Consider the following 18,661-nt stretch of genomic DNA (forward strand, 5'->3'; position numbering starts at 1 on the left):
CAGGAGGCGTTAATCTGGTATATGAGTAAGTTATTCCGTGCAGCCATGCTGCTTAGCTTTTGTCTATTTTTCACAACGTTTCCGTCAAACGCACAAAGCGGGATTAATAACCTGCCGGTGGTTATTAAAGCGCCTCCCGCAGGCAATACTGCACCATTGATTGTGTATATAACCGGTGACGGTGGCATGAAGAAATTTTCCGCAAATGTGATTGAATCATTTCATCAGCAACACTACCCGGTAGTAGCATTGAATGCATTAAAATATTTCTGGAGTAAAAAATCGCCACAGCAGGCGGCAAAGGATATAGCATCATTGATTACGTATTATCAGTCGCAGTGGGGTGGTAACCACGGGGTAGTACTGGTCGGGTATTCGCTGGGGGCAGATGTACTGCCGTTCATTTACACCAGTTTACCACCGGAAGTGGCGGCAGAAGTAAAGCACCTGGTATTTTTGTCGCCGTCTCTTTATACCGATCTCGAAGTGCATCTTTCTGATATGCTGGGCAGATCCGGCAATAAGGGAATGAGTGTTCCCGGGGAGATCAACAAAATTACCAACAAACCTTTGCTATTGGTATTTGGTGCAGAGGAAAAAGACTTCAACCTGTCAGCCCTGAATATCCGGTATGAAAAAATGATCCTGCCCGGCGGGCATGCTTACGATGAAGATGCCGGCGGCGTGGCGGGTAAGATACTGACGGCGCTGCATACAGGCGCTACTCCATAGGCAGCTGGTATCTCTTAGCCAGTTCCTTTCTTACTTCTTTTGTCAGGGTAATCCTGGCGTCCCCAATCATTACATGATCGTCTGCCAGTGCTGTGATATGGCGGAATCCTATCACGAACCAGTGATGTACCCGCATAAAAGCGTTTGCCGGCAACTGTGAAATGATCCAGTCAAGTTTTTCGGTGGTCACCATTTTCTGACCGCGGAGATGAAGCATGATATGATCATCCATCACTTCTACATATTGCAGATCATCATAAAATACTTTCTCAAAACTGTGCTGTGTTTTCAGCGTGAAATAATCCGCTGAATATTTGGTGGGGCTGGTAATTGCGTCCATTTCTATGGTCTTATAAATTTTAGTGAACACATTATTTAACGTTTCGGCAGTAAAGGGCAGTTGCAGGAGTGCTGCCGGGAGGAAATCGAATCCTCCGGGTGGCGTATCATTATACGTCATCATTAAAACGGGCAATATGCCTGTTATGGTCATTGGAAGGGAAAGCGGATCATCATATTCTCCTGCTATCAGTACATGAATGGTTTGTGTTTCCAGCCAAAAACGTGATTCCGCCATCGTTTGGCTTCTGCAAACCAGGTAAACATAGGGAATAGCAGACAAATAATTCTCCAGCTCTTCAAATCCCTCCGGGTTATTACCCAAAATAATACAGTTTAGTACCATAGAGCTGATTTGTTCAAATATGGGTACGTAAATTTACTCCAGTCAGTTGCCACGGAAAGAGAGGATTTAAGTAGGGCAGGTGACTGAACAGAAACCCGCGTATAATCTAAAATCTAATCTAAACCGCGTTATGAAAAAAACTATTCTTCACAGTAAATTCTTATTAAAAAGCTGACAATAATTTCAGCCGTAAAATTGAAGCTATTCCGGGTAGCAACAGTTAATCGAATGTTAAGGATTTTGGAAAAAGAAGATGGACAGACAAAGCCACCGTCCCGAAAGACAATACTTTCCCTGTCCACCAGTTAAGGAAGATTACATAAAAGATCCTGGAACAGCTGCCTTACAGCTGTGCAACAGATCTAAGGCCCTGAAAGGGCAGCGCGGGCGCAGGGAGAGCTAACAGGGAGGCCGGTTAACTGGTCAGTGCGCGGACCATGTTCACCAAATAAGGAAGCATAAAAGAAACATCGTACTCACGGCGATCAGGTTTTTCGAGAACCTGACGTTGAAGCCGCCTTTTTCTGAGTAGAAGTAACTTTCTTTGTACCGGTCGTACTCAATGGGAGCACCTAACTCCTTCATCATTTTGAGGAATTCATAGAGTGTTCTTTCGGAAATACGAAGCCGCTTGGCTAACTGAGCGGGCTTACCGGTCCCTTTGATCCTAATGAGGTAATCAATGGTCTGTAGTCTGTCAAAATAACGCTTTGGCATGTGGCATAGAGGGGTCTTAACGGTTATTTACTGAATATACGATTTGTGTCTTTATTAAACCAGCATTATCATATATATATTTAAACGTAAATATTAACAATCTGGTTTAAATGGGTTTTCGAAATTTTAGCCGCGGAACAATGGCGCTGATGCGGATAAGCTGCGTACTTTTACTAAACGTTGCTACCTTGGTTTTATTGGCTGTTGCCCTAAAAAAACTCACTGCAATAATGCTTCATAGATAATGTTGGCAAGCGCTGTACCGCGGTCCACTGCGGGATCCGGAGGCTTTATAGCATATACTTTTCCATTCTTTCCCACAATGATAAATGAAGGATATTTACTGATATTGTATTGCGTAAGTACGTCGCGGTGCTGTTCATCCAGCTGCCATATCCATCCCGGCAAACCCTTTACAGCACTGCCATCGCAGCAGATATTCACAAACGTAACGCTATCATCAAAGCAATTTTTTATTTCTGTAAGTGCAGGCAGCAGCGGATCTTTCCCACTGTAGAAATGCAGCAGTACTACCTTTCCGCTGAATTGCCGCAGGCTCACCAGGTTTCCCTGCGCATCGGGAAAACTGAATACCGGTGCTGTCACACCTCTGCTGATCCCCCTCCTGGATCGTCCGTAAAGCTTTGCGATGGCCTGCTTACATGCTTCATCCTGCACCAGCTCCAGGTAATCACGCACACACCATTCCTGTTCTTCCGGCGAATTGCCGGCAGCAAAACCCAACACCAGTGAATGCGCCAGCAGCCTGTCGCGTAACCGGCCACTGTAATGCGTTTTAAGCCATTCATAGATCGCCCTGTTATTACATTCATAACGATGCTGAATGAAATAATCTGCTTCTGCTTTTTGCAACAGATAACTCAAATAACGTATAGACGTCACCGTTGTATCTGAAAGAATGATCTCCGGTAATGCAGGCAATATATTATCCTTATAAAAAAGCACTTGTCTTTCTTCCAGCGTACTATCCGGCGCGGCGGCCACTTTCCATACAGTACTCACCAGCCCCGCGGCGGCTTCCGCCAATACATGCGATCTTACCAGCGCCCACGTGGCAGTATTTATGCTGTCGCGGTAAACCGCCAGTACCTTGCCTGCCGCCTGCAACCGCTGCCGCCACGCCGCTGCCAGCCGGAACGCATCAGGCAATACAGGAAGCTGCACGGCAGACTGCTCCCGCTTAGCAGCATAAACAGCCCTGTTCAACACTGCACCGCTGCCGCCAAACCGGATACTGTCGCCCTGCATCATCATCTGCAGGCTATCCCCGCCGCGGATCATCCCATAAAAATTATATCCATTACCTGCATCTGCATAAAAAAATATTACCCTTCCTACCGGAACGGATATACGGAAATAAAAAGAATCAGATTTTAGCAAAGTATCCTGCGTAACTGCCGGAGAAATTCCCGGATCATACCAGTAAGATAACGACACCTTCTGCACAGGGCGGTCCACTATCCTGCCTGTAATTACCGCGGCGGATTGTTGTGCTGCAGCTGTTCCTGCCAGCATCAAAAAAATACAGCTGATACGCAGCAGCTGCATCATCATAGGAGGACGGTTCATAATTAGATTTTAAATGGTGAAAATCCCCGTAGTAAAAACTACAGGGAGATAATATTCACAACGATAGTAAATGAAAACTTTATATATATCTTAACGGGCATACCCGTTTCATTACGCCAAACTTGTGGTGCAATGTAACGGGTATAAAACGGTAAAGTGTTAATCGAATCTTAACTGTTAATACGAAAACGGATTTTTAGAGATTAAACCAATACACCAGCTTCAGCACCAAAGCGCGGTTTCTCACATAAAATGGCTCCGGGAGATAATTGTCGGTATACACTATAAAAAGGTCGGATGCAGGCCGGTAGCGCCATTGGAAGCGGGTATTCAGGTTCATATTCTTCTGCTGACCATTGTACTGCATAAACCCGGTAAAGAAAAGGGTGTTTGTCATCGTTACATCCAACCGCGGGCCTACCAGCCAGAAAGAATTATTGCCCCAGGGCTTTGGCAGGTTGATATTGTTATAGTTAGCGCTTAATGCAATGCTCACATACGGCTGGAAACGATATCCCAGTTCCGTATTGGTCATCAACCGGCTGCCATCTGCATAATAGCCTCCATAGCGGGCCGATAATGAATAGGTAAACAAACTCTGTGGCTTTGACACGTAATCAGCGCCCACAGTGTTCCAGTTATGCTGACTCCCGTTCACCAGGCTATCTTTACCGGTATTGGTAGGATCAAAAGGCTGCAGCAGTTTGATATAAGTGTTGGACGCCCAGATATTGAGCGTGTTTCGCTTCCGGAACACAATGCCATAGTTTAGCATGGTTTCGTTATCAGTACGGCGCATATGCGCTTCGTCAAAAAACCAGGTACTGGTTACCTGCGGCCCATGACTCAACACCGCACCCGATAAGGGAAAGAAAAGACGGGTAACCTGCGGCGCTATCTTTATATATCCCTGACGGGGCACATATCCCACCTCCGCATTATAATTACGCCCCACATATTCATGCTGCCACCCAATGTTCCATTGCTTGCTGGTATACTGCAGATTAGCGGCGTGCGCCACATCATGACCGGTTTTATTGGGGGTATACGACTTCAGCAGCATGGCCTTGCCCGTCCAGAAATTGTTGGAAGAAGCCAGGTTATACTCCAGCCCCATGTTCCGGTTATATCGGTTGTAAATTGGCTTATCCGTTACTTTAGCCGGATCATAGTTTACCGACTCCTTATTGATAAAGATAAAACCCAGGTTGGAGCGGGAAAACACCCGGCGCTGTAAAGCCGCTACGGTAAAGTTCTGCGCCGGTAACCCGGTTTCTTCCTGCTTCCCGGTTTGCATATTCATTACACCTAAGCGCCAGTCTTTATTCAGTTTACCACTCAGCCTGGCGCCGAAACGGATTGGCACGCCACCAAGACCAATACGCCTGGAGAAAAAAGGACGGATCGTGGAATACCCGAAATTTGAAAACTGGTCTCCGTTTTCGAGAAAGAACTGCCGCTTCTCCGGGTAAAACAATTCAAAACGATCCAGGTTGGTCACCTGTTTATCCACATCTACCTGCGAGAAATCCGGGTTCACCGTCAGATCGAGGTTCAGCGAGGAAGTAACCGCTACCTTGGCATCTAAACCTGCATCCCGGCGGTATTTGGTGGGAGTAGCCTTATCATAGTCCTTTAACATGCCTCCCAGCAGGTAAGGAATCAGCGACACATTTGCGCCCGCAGCAGGAGGGGCAGCATCCCAAACCAGGTTGCCTGTATACGCCAGCGAAGCGGTGGGGAACTGCCGTGGCACCGGCGCCCATGCCGATTTCTCTGTTGTTTTCAGATCGTTCCTACTAAAGTTGATACCCCACCTGGTAATTCCCTTCTTATACCGGATGGTTTTAAACGGTATCGCTGCTTCAAAAACCCATTTATCCGGGTAGTTCTTTACTACCGATGTCCACTTATTATCCCAGCTCAGGTCCACCTTTCCACCATCATACATCAAACCGTCCCATTGCGCGCCGGCTGCATTGGCGCCAAACGAAAAGCCGTTGGTCTGGTCATCAAACGGGTCCATGAATAAAAGGAAGTTATCATTCTTCAGAAAAGCAAAATCGCGTCTCAATGATTCCACCATATAAGGTCCGTCGCCTATTGTATAGTTCTCTACTATGAGGTAAAGGTTTTTGTCGTCGTAGGTCATCCGCACATCTGTACGCAACCGGGCTGCACTGGTATCCATTGGCAGCACCATATGAAAACCGGTGGCAATATCCGCCTCCAGCCACGCTGCTTCATCTGCCACACCATCTATCTTAACAGGGGAAACCGCTTTGCGGATCTGCAATTGATAAGCATCATTTTTCTTTTGTGCAAACACAGCGCATCCAACAATACAACAGCTAATAATAAGTGGAATTATGCGAAACATCAGGTTGATATGGGTTTAACGAACAAAATACAAAAATTGCAAAAGGAGACACAAGAAAATGGATGAAGGGTAAATGCAGCGGATTTAACTGGTCCTGCCGTTATCTTTTTTGAAAGATGATTTCCGGATGATAACCCGTAAATAAAAACGGTAAGCAACAGGAAGATCCCGTTGCTCACCGTCTTTCTTTCTTCCGGAAAATTATAATTTGTTATTCTTCATCTGCGTATCGGCTACCGGCACTTTTACGGTGATAGTCCTGCTGCTGCGGCCCTTAGGGCTGAATACTTTCAGCTTCACCGTTTTACCGCCTGCTGCTACCGGGGTAGTATACACCGGGCTCTTCAACGTAGGCTCGTCGCCGTTAGTAGTATAGCGGATCAACAACCCCGGCATCTGGATGTTTGCGCTCAGCACGCCATTTTCCACTTTCGCGCCTGCGGTTGGGATACGCCAGTTGAAACCCCCTTCATAATAATCCAGGCGCGGCATTTCACGCTTACCCATTACATTGCTGAATACACTCCATGCCTGTGCATACAATGCATCGGCCTTAGCGGAATCCTTTTCGGTAGCCCACTCCGGATCCTGCGCCCACGCACGTTCTGCAAGCCCAAGTAGTTTTGGTAGCATCATATATTCCATACGGTCAGGGCTGGTTACCGTTTCACTCCACAGCAATCCCTGGATACCCGGGATATTGGAAGCGCCAAAACCTGTTAACCGGTCCTTGCCCACAAACAATTCCGGTGTAACCGGGTTGCCTCTGCCATCTACTTTTGAGTTCTTGTAGTAGTCGAACGGAATAAAATAAAACGGCTTATCCACGTCTACAAATCCACCCCAGTAAAATCCGGGTTCATCAAAAGATTTCATGTAAGCCATGTCAAAATAAAAATTGCTTACACCAGACAGGATCACTTTATATCCGGCATTTGCCAGGCGATAGGATAAATCTTCCTGTCCGCCGCCGATCACGTTGTTCCATACATTCAGCTGGAAATGATCGTTTACAAAATCGGGGTTAGGGATGCTCTGTGATTCGCCACCGACCGTTGTTTTACGCATCCCTGCTTCTTCCCATCCTGCTACAGATAAGCCTCGGGCCTTCAGCAGGTCATTTACCTTACGGTAGTAATAATACCAGAGATCATTTACATCTTTCAGTGATTTATCCTGCTGCATCAACGCGATACAGGCAGGCGATTTTTCAAACACGCCGCCAGGCACTTCATCACCGCCCATATGCACTGATTCCAGCGGGGCGCCGGCTTCTTTATACATCGACTGGATTTCTTCCACCACTTTATCGAGGAAGTGGTAAGTAGAAGGCAATGCTACGTTCATCACGTTGTCGTTCCAATACTGAACGGAATGGTATTCAGATTTATCCTGCAAATCGGTCAGCAGGTATTCATTGGCTTCCTGGTCGCGACCAGCCGCTTTCAGGCGGTAGTAGCGGGATTCCATCGCTTTTACCGCAGCGCGGGCATGGCCCGGGCTTTCTATTTCAGGTAAAACACGTATATGCCTTGTCGTTGCATAGCGGAGGATTTCTATAAAATCGTTGCGTGAAAAATAACCACTGCCCGCGGTGTTAGTAGTATCCGGACCGGAGCCATAAGACGGCGGCAGCATATTTTTCCAGTCGCTGCTATGGCCGCGTTTAGCGCCTACCGAAGTGAGTTCCGGCAGGGAAGGGATTTCCAGGCGCCAGCCTTCATCATCGCTGAAATGAAAGTGCAACACGTTTAGTTTATACAGCGCCATCAGGTCGATGATGCGTAGCATATCGCGCTTGTTATGAAAGTTACGGGCTACATCTATCATGAAAGCGCGGTAACCAAAGCGGGGTTCATCTGTAACCTCCACACCCGGTATGGTAATGGCTTTCTGATTGCCGGCGAATGCCGTTGGCGGAACCAGCGTTTTTAAAGACTGGATAGCATAGAAGGCGCCTGCTTCAGTGCCGGCGGTAATGGTAATTCCTTCCGCTGCCACTTTCAAACGGTAACCTTCCGGAGCGGTGATAGCAGCGTCATAAACCAGGTTGATAACTGCCGTTCCTTTTTTTCGTTTACCCAGCAACGTTAGCAACTCTGCATCCAGCATTGCCGCGCTGGCAGACAACTGCGGATCGGCTTTTACTTCCGGGAATGCATCCAGCACCAGGCCTTTACCGGTGGCAGTGTAGGACTTCGGCGTCGGGAACACCAGCGGCAGCTGTGATACGGGAATATCCTTTACTGCCGCATTCTGTTTAAATATATCCGTTGGCGTTACTACGGCGGTTTTATCACCAGGATAACGCATCAGTTGTTTTGCGGTAGTAGAAGGGCGAATGCTATAATCCTTAATTGAGAAGCCTTTCTCCGGCTGTTCGTCCCATACCAGGTACAACCCGGTAGGTGCATCTGTAAAATTCACGGCCCAGGCATCGCCGGTAATAGCGAGTTTCAGGGAGTCGCCGGGAGCGATACCGGTAAAACCATCTGCCGGTGTAAACCGGTACAGGTCACCGTTAAGATGCTCCACTTTCACATGCCCCGGTAATTCCGCGGGAGCAACCATCCTGATAAAATTGAAATACAACTGCCATCCTTTGGCAGGAAACGGTTTACCGGCCGTATTCACAAAGGTGAAGGCCGACTGGAAATTATCGCGGCCCTGGTAATGGTTTTCTACCACTTCCCAGCTGGTTTTCAGCCGGGCAGCATCATAGGGCGTGGCTTGTTGCGCCCGGACAGCCGCTACAGTACTAAATAAGAACAGGAAAGTTGCTACCAACTTACGAGGATGAATGTATCTTTTCATTTGGTGGATTGATTGAAGATTGGCTTATTTTGAAAGATAATAAATAAATTTAAAAACTGCGCGGATTTTAGCGAAGGTTGTCTTTCTCAGGATTACGCTGATTATATTGATTTTGGGGATTTTGTTTTTTTGATTTTGTTTTTGATTTTAAAAAGATTTGGGAAGACAGCAGCGGATATTTTGCTTTTGTCGTTCCTTACCTTTTTTAAAAAATATAAGAAATTTAAATCCTAAAACGCATATCTCCGCTGCTGTCTCCCAAAATCCTTTATAAAATCAAAAAAAACAAAATCCCCAAAATCAATATAATCAGCGTAATCCTGAGAAAGACAACCTTCGCGAAGATTTAACAAATTTATCTGCTATACGTTAAGTAGATTTATAAGAACAATAGCGAAGGAAGTATTCGGCAATCTCCTGTGGTTAGGAGCATCAAAAAATCAAAAATTACAGTCTATGGTCAAAGCATTTATTGGATTTTCATGTGTAAGTGTAGGTGTTATCGTCGTTTTGGGTTTATTTTTTCCCTGGGTTTTCTGGTTACTGGTGTTGGTATTGCCCATTGTTGTGATGGGTGTACTTGACTTGTTGCAAACCAAACACGCCATCATCCGTAATTACCCGGTAGTAGGGCGGATGCGTTACTGGATGGAAGCGCTGCGGCCAAAAATTTACCAGTATTTTGTGGAAAGCGATATTGATGGTAGCCCGATTAACCGGGTAGACCGCTCCACTATTTACCAGCGCGCCAAGCGGGAACTGGACTCCCAGCCATTTGGTACCCAATTTAATGTATATGCAGAGGGATATGAATGGATGGCCCATTCTATTCAGCCGCAAAATTTTGATCATCTTGAGAAGGACCCGCGTGTAGTCTTTGGCGGGAAGGACTGTAAACAGCCTTATTCCGGCAGCATCCTCAACGTAAGCGCCATGAGCTATGGATCGCTCAGTAACAACGCTGTACAGGCTTTAAATGGCGGTGCCAAAATAGGAAACTTCGCGCATAACACCGGTGAAGGAGGTATCAGCGAAGCGCATCTCAAACAAGGTGGCGATATCATCTGGCAAATAGGTACCGGCTATTTCGGTTGCCGCGACGATGACGGCAATTTCTCCGACGGTTTGTTTGCAGAAAAAAGTGCGCTGCCACAAGTCAAAATGATAGAACTGAAAATTTCGCAGGGCGCCAAACCGGGCCATGGTGGCATATTACCGGCGGCCAAAAACACGCCCGAAATTGCAGCCATCCGTCACGTAAAACCACATACCACCGTATTCTCTCCCCCTTACCATAAAGCATTTAACAGTCCGCGCGAAATGATGCTGTTTATCCAGCGCCTGCGTGATCTCAGCAAAGGCAAACCGGTTGGATTCAAACTGTGCATCGGCCAGCAACGGGAATTCTACGCCATCTGCAAGGCCATGATAGAAACCGATATCTATCCCGATTTCATTACCGTAGATGGTGGTGAAGGCGGTACCGGTGCTGCGCCGCCGGAATTTTCCAACTCGGTGGGCATGCCGCTGATGGATGGACTTTCCTTCGTACACGATACCCTTACCGGATTCAATATCCGTCACCATATGAAGATCATTGCCTCCGGCAAAATACTCACCGGCTATCACATGCTGCGGGCCATGGCTCTGGGCGCCGATACCTGCAACAGTGCCCGTGCCATGATGATGGCGCTGGGATGTATCCAGGCATTGGTATGTAATACCAATAAATGTCCTACCGGCGTGGCTACACAGGACAAATGGTTATCTGCCGGCCTGGTGGTAGACGACAAGAAACACCGCGTAGCCAACTATCACCGCGATACCATTGAAAGCGCCATAGAACTCGCTGGGGCAGCAGGTTTAAAAGATCCGCATCATATTACCAGGCGACATATTTTCCGCCGGGTATTTATGAACCAGGTAAAAACTTTTGAAGACATATACCCAAGTGCAGCTCCGGGTATACTGTTAAACGGACTAATGCCCGAACATTTGAAAAAAGAAATGGAAACCGTGGGAATTGATACATGGGTATAATATAAAAAGGATTCCGGCTTTTACCCCACAGGGAATAAAAGCCGGAATCTTTTTATCTCTCAAAATATTTTTTAAAATATAATCCCCAACATCATCATCATCCAGCGTCAGACAAACTCCGCGGCCGGTACAATGCGATGGCGTTTTCCCTGCATATTTTAGCGGCAATATCTGCCGGGAAATTCTGGAGGATCAATTGCAGATCGGAGGCGGCAAATGGCCGCGGCGCCCGTGTAGAAGGCAAATCGGTGCCAAATAATAAAGCGCCGGCATTAATAGCTGTAATCTGGCGCATGGCAGTTAACACATCAAAATCACAACGACTGAAACCCGTTGCTTTTACCCTCGCTCCTTTCTCTACCAATGGCAATAAATATTTGAACCCGGCTTTTGATAAACCCAGGTGATCAATAACCACGGCAGGCAGTTTATGCAGTGTGGTGGATAATCCGGGCAGTTGCCGGGAATCCACATACAGCTCCACATGCCATTTCACGAGTTCATATACACGTAACGCCAGCCGTTCGAGGTGTTTTACACTCTCGGAACCGCCGCGCTGTACATTAAATCTTACGGCGCGTACACCTGCTTCATGCAGGGCTATAATTTCTTCGTCGCTGGTACCGGCAGGTATCTGCGTTACGCCTACATAACCGGGGCCCAGCTGCTTCAATGCTTCCAGCAGGTATCCCTGATCAAATCCCTGGAAAGAGCCGGAAACCACTGCGCCGCCACCTACGTTCAGCGACGCTACCTGTTGCTGGTAGTCGGCTACTGAAAATTCCGACGGCAAAAAGCCTTCGTTTGGCTGCAAAGGGAACCGGTGATCAATGATATGCAGGTGTGCGTCGAATATGGGCTTATCAAACATAATCTCATCGTTGTTACAATACACAAGCTACAGAAAATAGCTGAAAGCAGAAAGCAGAAGGCCCGGAGGGATCTCTTAATCCGCCCGGGCCTTTACCGCAATTGCTTTATGTTTTGTTAAATTTCCATTGCGCCGGCAGCGGCTTCGTCCACAAACCAATGCAGCTCGCCTTCTTCGGGCCTGATGAGTTGGGAAGGATATTTCTCCGCATCAAAAGTGCCTTCAATCACACTTTTCAGCGTAATGGCTTTATTGGCGCCGGTGGTGAGAAACAATACACAGGCGGCTTTATTAACCACCGGTGCAGTTAAGGTAATGCGGTACATGTCCTGTGCTTCCAGGAAAAATGATTTTACCCAGGCTTTCTTTTCGTGCACAATGGGTAATCCGGGGAACAGCGACAGCGTGTGTCCATCATCTCCCATACCCAGTAACACGAGGTCGAACGTGGCATCATCTTTTCCGAAATACGATTTCAGGATCTTTTCATATTCGGCAGCCGATTCTTCCGGGCCGATATCGGTGCGCATTACATGGATATTATCGGGGTTTACACTTACTTTATCCAGTAATGATTCAAATGCCATGCGGGCATTATTGCGTTCATCTTCAAAAGGCACATCTCTTTCATCTCCCCAGAAAAAATGTATTTTCTCCCAGGGTATCACCATGTTGTAAGGAGCTTTCGCCAGCAGGCTGTATAGCTGCTTTGGCGTATTACCACCGGACAGTACAAATGTAAACCGTTCCTGTGTTTGCAATACTTCCAGTATGTAGTTGCTGATCCATGCAGCTACATTTTCACTCAGCTGGGCAGGATCTTTTGCGATATGTAGTTCCATAAGACAAAAAAGTTACGGACCATTTTCACAAATGGTCCGTAATTATTATTTAGTAGGTAAATTAATCCAGGTATGACCGTCGCGGGCAACGAGTGCATCTGCATCGTCGGGGCCCCATGAATCAGGTGCATAGTTCGGGAAGTCCTGCGGCGTGCGGTTTTCCCATGTTTCCAGGATGGGCATGATCACTTTCCAGGCGGCATCTACCTGGTCGCCGCGCATGAACAGGGTAGCATCTCCTTCCATTACATCCAGCAGCAGCGTTTCGTATGCCTCCGGTGCATGCTCGCCATTGGCGGCATCGTAGTTAAAGGTCATGTCTACCGGGTCCAGCGTCATGGTTTGACCGGGACGTTTTGCCTGGAAGCGGATCCGTATATCCATTTCCGGTTGAATGCTGATGGTGAGCCTGTTAGGGCGCCATGTTTGTGCAGCTTCTATCGGGAAGGAATAAGGAGGTGCTTCCTTAAAGGTGATGATGATATTAGTAGCTTTCTGGTGGAGGTATTTACCGGTCCGCACATAGATCGGAACGCCCTGCCAGCGCCAGTTGTCGATATAAAATTTAACAGCCGCGTAGGTATCGATGTTGGATTTGGGATCCACACCTTTTTCCTCGCGGTAGCCGGCTACTTTATTGCCTTTCATCCAGCCGGCAGAATACTGTCCGCGTACGGCATGTTCATGCACTTTATCCGGTGTGATACGGCGGATCGCGTTAAGCACATCCACTTTCTTGTTACGCACTTCGTTGGCATCAAAAGACACCGGCGCTTCCATGGCCAGGATACACATGATCTGCAGGATATGGTTCTGCACCATATCGCGCAATGCGCCTGCCCTTTCGTAGTAACCGCCACGACCTTCCAGTCCCACGCTTTCAGCAGCAGTGATCTGGATGTTGTCGATGTAATTGCGGTTCCATACCGGTTCAAACAATGCGTTTGCGAAGCGGAAAGCCAGGATATTCTGAATGGTTTCTTTACCGAGATAGTGATCAATACGATAGATCTGCTCTTCTGTAAATTTCTTTGCCAGCAGTTCATTCAGTTCATGCGCGCTTTGCAGGTCATGCCCGAATGGTTTTTCTACTACAATGCGGGTGCAGTGTTTATCGGAGCAAAGGTTCAGCTCACCCAAACGGGTAGCTATGTTTGGCACCAGCTGCGGCGCTACGGCCAGGTAAAAGATAACCGTAGGATGTACGCCCCACTCTTCTTCCTTCTGCGTTACAAAATCGGTGATCTTGCTGTAAGATGCAGGATCTTCTGCATCCATCTGCAGGTAAGTAACATGATTGCTGAAATCTTTCCAGTGACCATTCTGCTCGCCCTTCCGACGGGAAAACTTACTGATCCCTTCCAGCAGGTGTTTGTTATAGTCTTCGTTGCTGTATGGGCTGCGGCCTAAGCCTGCAATGGCAAATTGCTCAGGCATCCACTCATCTAAAAAGAGATTATATAACGCAGGCGTTAGTTTCCGGTAGTTTAAATCGCCACTGCCTCCGAATATGAACAGGATGGATGCAGGCGGGCGTTTATGGATCTGCATATGTTTAATTAAAGATGAACATTTTTAGTGTTGCTGCCACTCTGTGTGGAAAGTACCTGGCATATCAATACGCTGGTAGGTGTGCGCGCCGAAATAGTCGCGCTGTGCCTGAATCAGGTTGGTAGCCATACGGCCGGTACGGAACGCATCGAAATAAGACAAAGCAGACATGAATCCGCCCACAGGAATACCTGCGGAGGCGGCCTGCGCAATGACGCTGCGGGTGTTGCTTTCTACCGATTGTACGAGATACGCTACGCCTTCATCCAGCAGGATGTTGGCCAGGTCAGCATTTTTCTGGTAAGCTTGTGTAAATATTTCCAGCAGGGAAGAACGGATGATACAACCACCTCTCCATACTTTCACCACTTCCGGTAACGGGATCTCCATTTTCAGATCACCGGAGGCTTCTCTCAGCATAGCCAAACCCTGTGCATAGCTCAGGATGGTGGCAAAGTAGAGGGCATCGTGTACCTGTTTGATCCACATTTCAGCGTCGGCATGAATGGTATTTTCAGGTGCTTTATAGATCGCTTCTGCTTCCAGGCGCTGCTCTTTGTAACCGGAAAGGGTACGCATCGCCACGGCGGTATCAATAACCGGAACGGCCACCGGCAATTCCATCGCATCCTGTGAAGTCCATTTACCGGTTCCTTTGGAGCCAGCCTTATCGGAGATCACGTCTACCAGGCGTTTGTCAGATTTATCGTCGTTTTGCAGGAAGATATCCGCGGTAATTTCTACCAGGAAAGATTGTAAAGCGCCCTGGTTCCAGCTTTTGAATACTTCGTGCAATTGATCATTGTTGAGGCCAGCCCCCTTTTGCAACAGGGTATAGCTTTCACTGATCAGTTGCATAATGGCATATTCAATACCATTGTGTACCATTTTCACATAATGGCCGGCGCCTTCTTTACCCAGGTAAGCCACACACGGCGTACCCTTTACTTTGGCGGAAATCGCCTCCAGCATGGGTTGTACCTTTGCATAGGCGTCGAGGTCGCCACCGGGCATAATGCTTGGACCGCTACGCGCGCCCTGCTCACCACCGGAAACGCCGATACCCATAAAATGGATACCTTTTTCGCGGAGTTGTTTCACACGGCGTAAAGTGTCCGTATAGTGGGAGTTACCACCATCTATTACTACGTCGCCCTGCTCCAGCAGCGGCAACAGGGATGCTATCACGTCATCTACCGGTTGACCGGCGGGTACCAACATCATTAATTTGCGGGGACGTTCCAGCAACTGTACCATAGTGGCCAGCTCTGCAACACCTTTAACGGTAGTACCGGGGGTAGCGGCTGCTTCCAGTGCGCTGTTCTTGGCAGCGTCTTTATCAAAGCCGATAACGGAAAAGCCATGATCTGCCATGTTGAGTAACAGGTTTCTACCCATTACGCCGAGACCGATCATTCCAAAGTCATATAAGCTGTTTGCCATATATAGAGAAGTTACTTAAGGAGGTGTAAAAGTAGGGAAGAATTACGAAATACAAATTACGAATTACGGAGTTATATGGAGACAGCCGCTGATGTTGTTCACCGCCACTATTTCCACATAACTCCGTAGCCGGATGATGAATAATTTTTATGCTGAGTTTCTGCCAGCATTGATAATACCAAAAGAGCAACGCATGATGAGCTTTTCGTAGGTTTCCCTGCCATGTCCGTTGTCGGGATGTGCGTCCAGCTCCCGGATGCGCGTAAGCGCATATTGCTGGGTAGTAAGCAAAGGCAACACAATCCGTTCGCGCATCTGGATAGACAGCAAATCGATCGGGCTGCCGGCCATCAGTTCGGATTCATTAGTGAGCAGCAGCAGGTATTTCTTCGTCAGCTCAAATTCGTTATAGATCATCTGCCATACTTCGCCGTATTGCGGATGCTTGGCCAGGTAAGCGGTGAGCGGGAAATAACTCTTCTTCATCGCCATTACACAGTTATCGAGCAGGGTCCTGAAAAACAGGGAGTGCACATATAACGCCTGTACCTCTTCCCATTTACCTTGCTTTTCCAGCTGCTCCAGCGCACTGCCCACGCCGTAATAGCCAGGCACATTCTGTTTCAGCTGGCTCCACGCACCCACATAAGGCACTGCTCTCAGGTCATTAAGATTGAGTTTGGCAGAAGCATTACGTTTGCTGGGACGGCTGCCGATATTGGCCTCCGCATAATAACGCAGCGGGCTGGCATGATCGAGATAAGCCAGGAAATGAGGATGTGTTTTTAATGTATTGTAAGATTTATATCCTTCGTCAGCTAACAACTGCAGCAGATCTTCCTCTGATTTACTCAGGGTTACTTCCCGGGAAGAAAACAGCTCATTGCTGATGCCGGCGTGTATCAGCTGTTCCATATTGAACTGTGCCGCATCCACGGTGCCAAAATTGGAGCTGATCGTTTGCCCCTGAATGGTTTGCTGTATTTCTTTATTGGCAATGTTCCTGCCCATTGAAGCATAGAACTGGTGCGTTTTTCCACCGCCACGGGCCGGAGGACCTCCCCTGCCGTCAAAGAACACCACATTGATACCGTATTCTTTGGAGATAGTAGTGAGTTCTTCTTTTGCTTTATAGATGCTCCAGTTGGCCATGAGATAGCCACCGTCTTTGGTGCCGTCTGAGAAGCCGAGCATAATCGTTTGTTTGCACTGGCGGCGACGCAGATGCTCGCGGTAGTCGGCGTTTTCGTACAGCTCTTTCATCACCTGTCCTGCATGACGCAGGTCATCGATGGTTTCAAACAGCGGCACAATATCTACCGTCATCTCTTCTTTTTTCCAGCCGCTCAGCAGGAACAGCCCGTATACTTCCATTACGTTGAGTACACTGGTACTGTGACTGATAATATAACGGTTGCAGCCTTCTTCTCCATTGGCAGCCTGTATTTCCTTAATGGCAGCAATGGTTTCAAGCGTATCCTGGTGCAGTGGATTTTCCAGCGCTTTAGGATCTGCGGCTTCTTTTATATTCAGTAACAGGTTGATCTTTTCTTTATCTCCCAGGGAAGTATAATTATCCGGCAGCGCGGTTGTTCTGGCGGCTATCGCTTCCAGTACAGCTTCATGAATGGAGCTGTCCTGGCGGATATCCAGGGAAGCAAAGAACAATCCGAATATTTCCACTTTACTGATCAGGTTATCTACGAGATGCACAAACAGTCCGTTCAGATCAGCAATAATGGTATTTCGTATATCCGACAACGTATCTAATATTTCCTGGCGGCTGATATCCGCTTTATGCCCGGGAATAAAGAGGTTGCGGGATAATTTTGATTCCAGTGCGGCTACTACATTTTCCACGCCTTTAAAAGTAAGGCGGCGGCGCAGGTTGCGTACTTCCCGGAAATAGCACTTCATAATAGATGCTCGCAGGGCGGCGGCCACTTCCACGGTGGTGGGCGCTTTCACAAACGGGTTCCCGTCACGGTCGCCACCAGGCCAGAAGCCCATGCGGATCACGGAGTTATCGCTGCTGATAGCGCCCGGAAACTGCGCCCGGATAGACGACAGGATGCGGCCGGCCGACTGGTAAAATATATTTTCGAGGAACCACACCAGGCTGATGGCTTCATCATACGGGGTGGGTTTTTCTTTTTTGAAGAACGGTGTTTTTCCCAGCTGTTGCAGGTACATATTTACCTGGCTGGTATTTTCATCGATGAGGGCTTTCGACAGGTCGTTGATAATGCCCAGCACCTCACTGGGGTAAAATTGTGTCGGATGCGCCGTCAGCACCAATCTCACTGAAAAGTCCTTCAGTTTATCCCTGAGTTTATCCTGGGCTTGTTCCTGGATCACTTCCGACTGCAGGTGGCGCAGGGTACCGGCGCCCTGGAGGTCGCGGATATTCCGGAACGCAGCATCTTCCAGTGCATCAAACAGTACTACTTGTCTTTCAGCGTATTGCACGAAGCGAAACAGGAGGTCCGTTCGCTGTTTTTCTTCCGTATAGGTGGTATACTGGGAAAAAAAGGAGTCCATTATTTCCTGGGGGCTGTTGCCTTTGGCGTATCCTTCTTCACAATGAAGCAGGAACAGGGACAGGAAGATACCCGTCTTTTCCACCCGGTGGAAAGGCAAAGAGGTGAAGAGGCTATTATACAGCTGAAACTTGGTCCCAACGAGGTTTTTGAACTGTTGCAGCGAATTATTTACCGGCGCTTCCATACTAATTATCCGTTTATAGTGCTAAAGAAGAAGACTAAGCGGCTGTTAAATTAATAATTATTATGTTAATTTCTTAGATTTTTGATTTTTGTTTTACAGACAGTGATAATGTTTGAATATTATCTAATAAGAAGCGAGGGTATTAAAAGGCAATCCCGGCCGCTATATGCGGGCCGGGACTGGTATCAGGAATCAGAATGCGCAGGTTAAATGGATGTAAGCCGGATAAACAGGAATTGTAAGAATTAAAGAGATAATAATATGAACGG

12 protein-coding genes are annotated in these 18,661 nt (G+C 47.6%); 2 read left to right on the forward strand and 10 right to left on the reverse strand.

Going from position 1 to position 18,661, the window contains the following annotated elements; translation table 11 throughout:
• The first annotated feature begins 21 nt into the window (after nt 1-21).
• The gene (locus AB6805_RS27165) at nt 22-732 is read left to right on the forward strand and encodes an AcvB/VirJ family lysyl-phosphatidylglycerol hydrolase (protein ID WP_370912575.1); all 711 of its coding nucleotides are present in this window, start codon (nt 22-24) and stop codon (nt 730-732) included.
• Here the strand turns inward: AB6805_RS27165 and AB6805_RS27170 are convergent.
• The 5 genes from AB6805_RS27170 to AB6805_RS27190 form a co-directional block, all read right to left on the reverse strand.
• On the reverse strand, nt 722-1,417 hold the full coding sequence (locus AB6805_RS27170; protein ID WP_370912576.1) for a LytR/AlgR family response regulator transcription factor: 696 nt from the start codon (nt 1,415-1,417) through the stop codon (nt 722-724). The two genes, AB6805_RS27165 and AB6805_RS27170, sit on opposite strands and share 11 nt — an antisense overlap.
• Nucleotides 1,418-1,858: 441 nt before the next feature.
• On the reverse strand, nt 1,859-2,005 hold the full coding sequence (locus tag AB6805_RS27175; protein WP_370912577.1) for a hypothetical protein: 147 nt from the start codon (nt 2,003-2,005) through the stop codon (nt 1,859-1,861).
• Nucleotides 2,006-2,353: 348 nt separating this feature from the next.
• On the reverse strand, nt 2,354-3,724 hold the full coding sequence (locus AB6805_RS27180) for a TlpA family protein disulfide reductase (RefSeq protein WP_370912578.1): 1,371 nt from the start codon (nt 3,722-3,724) through the stop codon (nt 2,354-2,356).
• A gap of 196 nt (nt 3,725-3,920) precedes the next feature.
• Nucleotides 3,921-6,104 (reverse strand): DUF5916 domain-containing protein, encoded by a 2,184-nt coding sequence (locus AB6805_RS27185; RefSeq protein ID WP_370912579.1) that lies wholly within the window; start codon nt 6,102-6,104, stop codon nt 3,921-3,923.
• A 201-nt stretch (nt 6,105-6,305) separates the two neighbouring features.
• Nucleotides 6,306-8,918, reverse strand: a complete 2,613-nt coding sequence (locus tag AB6805_RS27190; protein WP_370912580.1) for a family 20 glycosylhydrolase — start codon at nt 8,916-8,918, stop codon at nt 6,306-6,308.
• A gap of 456 nt (nt 8,919-9,374) precedes the next feature.
• Here AB6805_RS27190 and AB6805_RS27195 point away from each other — a divergent pair, with 456 nt between their 5' ends.
• Nucleotides 9,375-10,958, forward strand: a complete 1,584-nt coding sequence (locus AB6805_RS27195) for an FMN-binding glutamate synthase family protein (RefSeq protein ID WP_370912581.1) — start codon at nt 9,375-9,377, stop codon at nt 10,956-10,958.
• 97 nt (nt 10,959-11,055) lie between these two features.
• Here the strand turns inward: AB6805_RS27195 and AB6805_RS27200 are convergent, their stop codons facing one another.
• The 5 genes from AB6805_RS27200 to AB6805_RS27220 form a co-directional block, all read right to left on the reverse strand.
• Nucleotides 11,056-11,829, reverse strand: coding sequence for an amidohydrolase family protein (locus tag AB6805_RS27200; protein ID WP_370912582.1), 774 nt, complete (start codon nt 11,827-11,829; stop codon nt 11,056-11,058).
• Between the two features lie 116 nt (nt 11,830-11,945).
• A complete protein-coding gene (pgl, locus tag AB6805_RS27205) occupies nt 11,946-12,671 on the reverse strand; it encodes a 6-phosphogluconolactonase (protein WP_370912583.1) in 726 nt (241 codons plus the stop codon).
• A 45-nt stretch (nt 12,672-12,716) separates the two neighbouring features.
• Nucleotides 12,717-14,222 carry a glucose-6-phosphate dehydrogenase gene (gene zwf / locus AB6805_RS27210; protein WP_370912584.1) on the reverse strand — a complete coding sequence of 502 codons (1,506 nt, stop codon included), beginning with the start codon at nt 14,220-14,222 and terminating at the stop codon, nt 12,717-12,719.
• Between the two features lie 24 nt (nt 14,223-14,246).
• A complete protein-coding gene (gene gndA / locus AB6805_RS27215) occupies nt 14,247-15,665 on the reverse strand; it encodes an NADP-dependent phosphogluconate dehydrogenase (RefSeq protein WP_370912585.1) in 1,419 nt (472 codons plus the stop codon).
• Nucleotides 15,666-15,812: 147 nt separating this feature from the next.
• Nucleotides 15,813-18,392, reverse strand: coding sequence for a phosphoenolpyruvate carboxylase (locus AB6805_RS27220; RefSeq protein WP_370912586.1), 2,580 nt, complete (start codon nt 18,390-18,392; stop codon nt 15,813-15,815).
• Nucleotides 18,393-18,661 lie beyond the last annotated feature (269 nt).

The sequence above is a fragment of the Chitinophaga sp. RCC_12 genome (assembly GCF_041360695.1).
In the GTDB taxonomy this organism is placed as follows: Bacteria; Bacteroidota; Bacteroidia; order Chitinophagales; family Chitinophagaceae; genus Chitinophaga.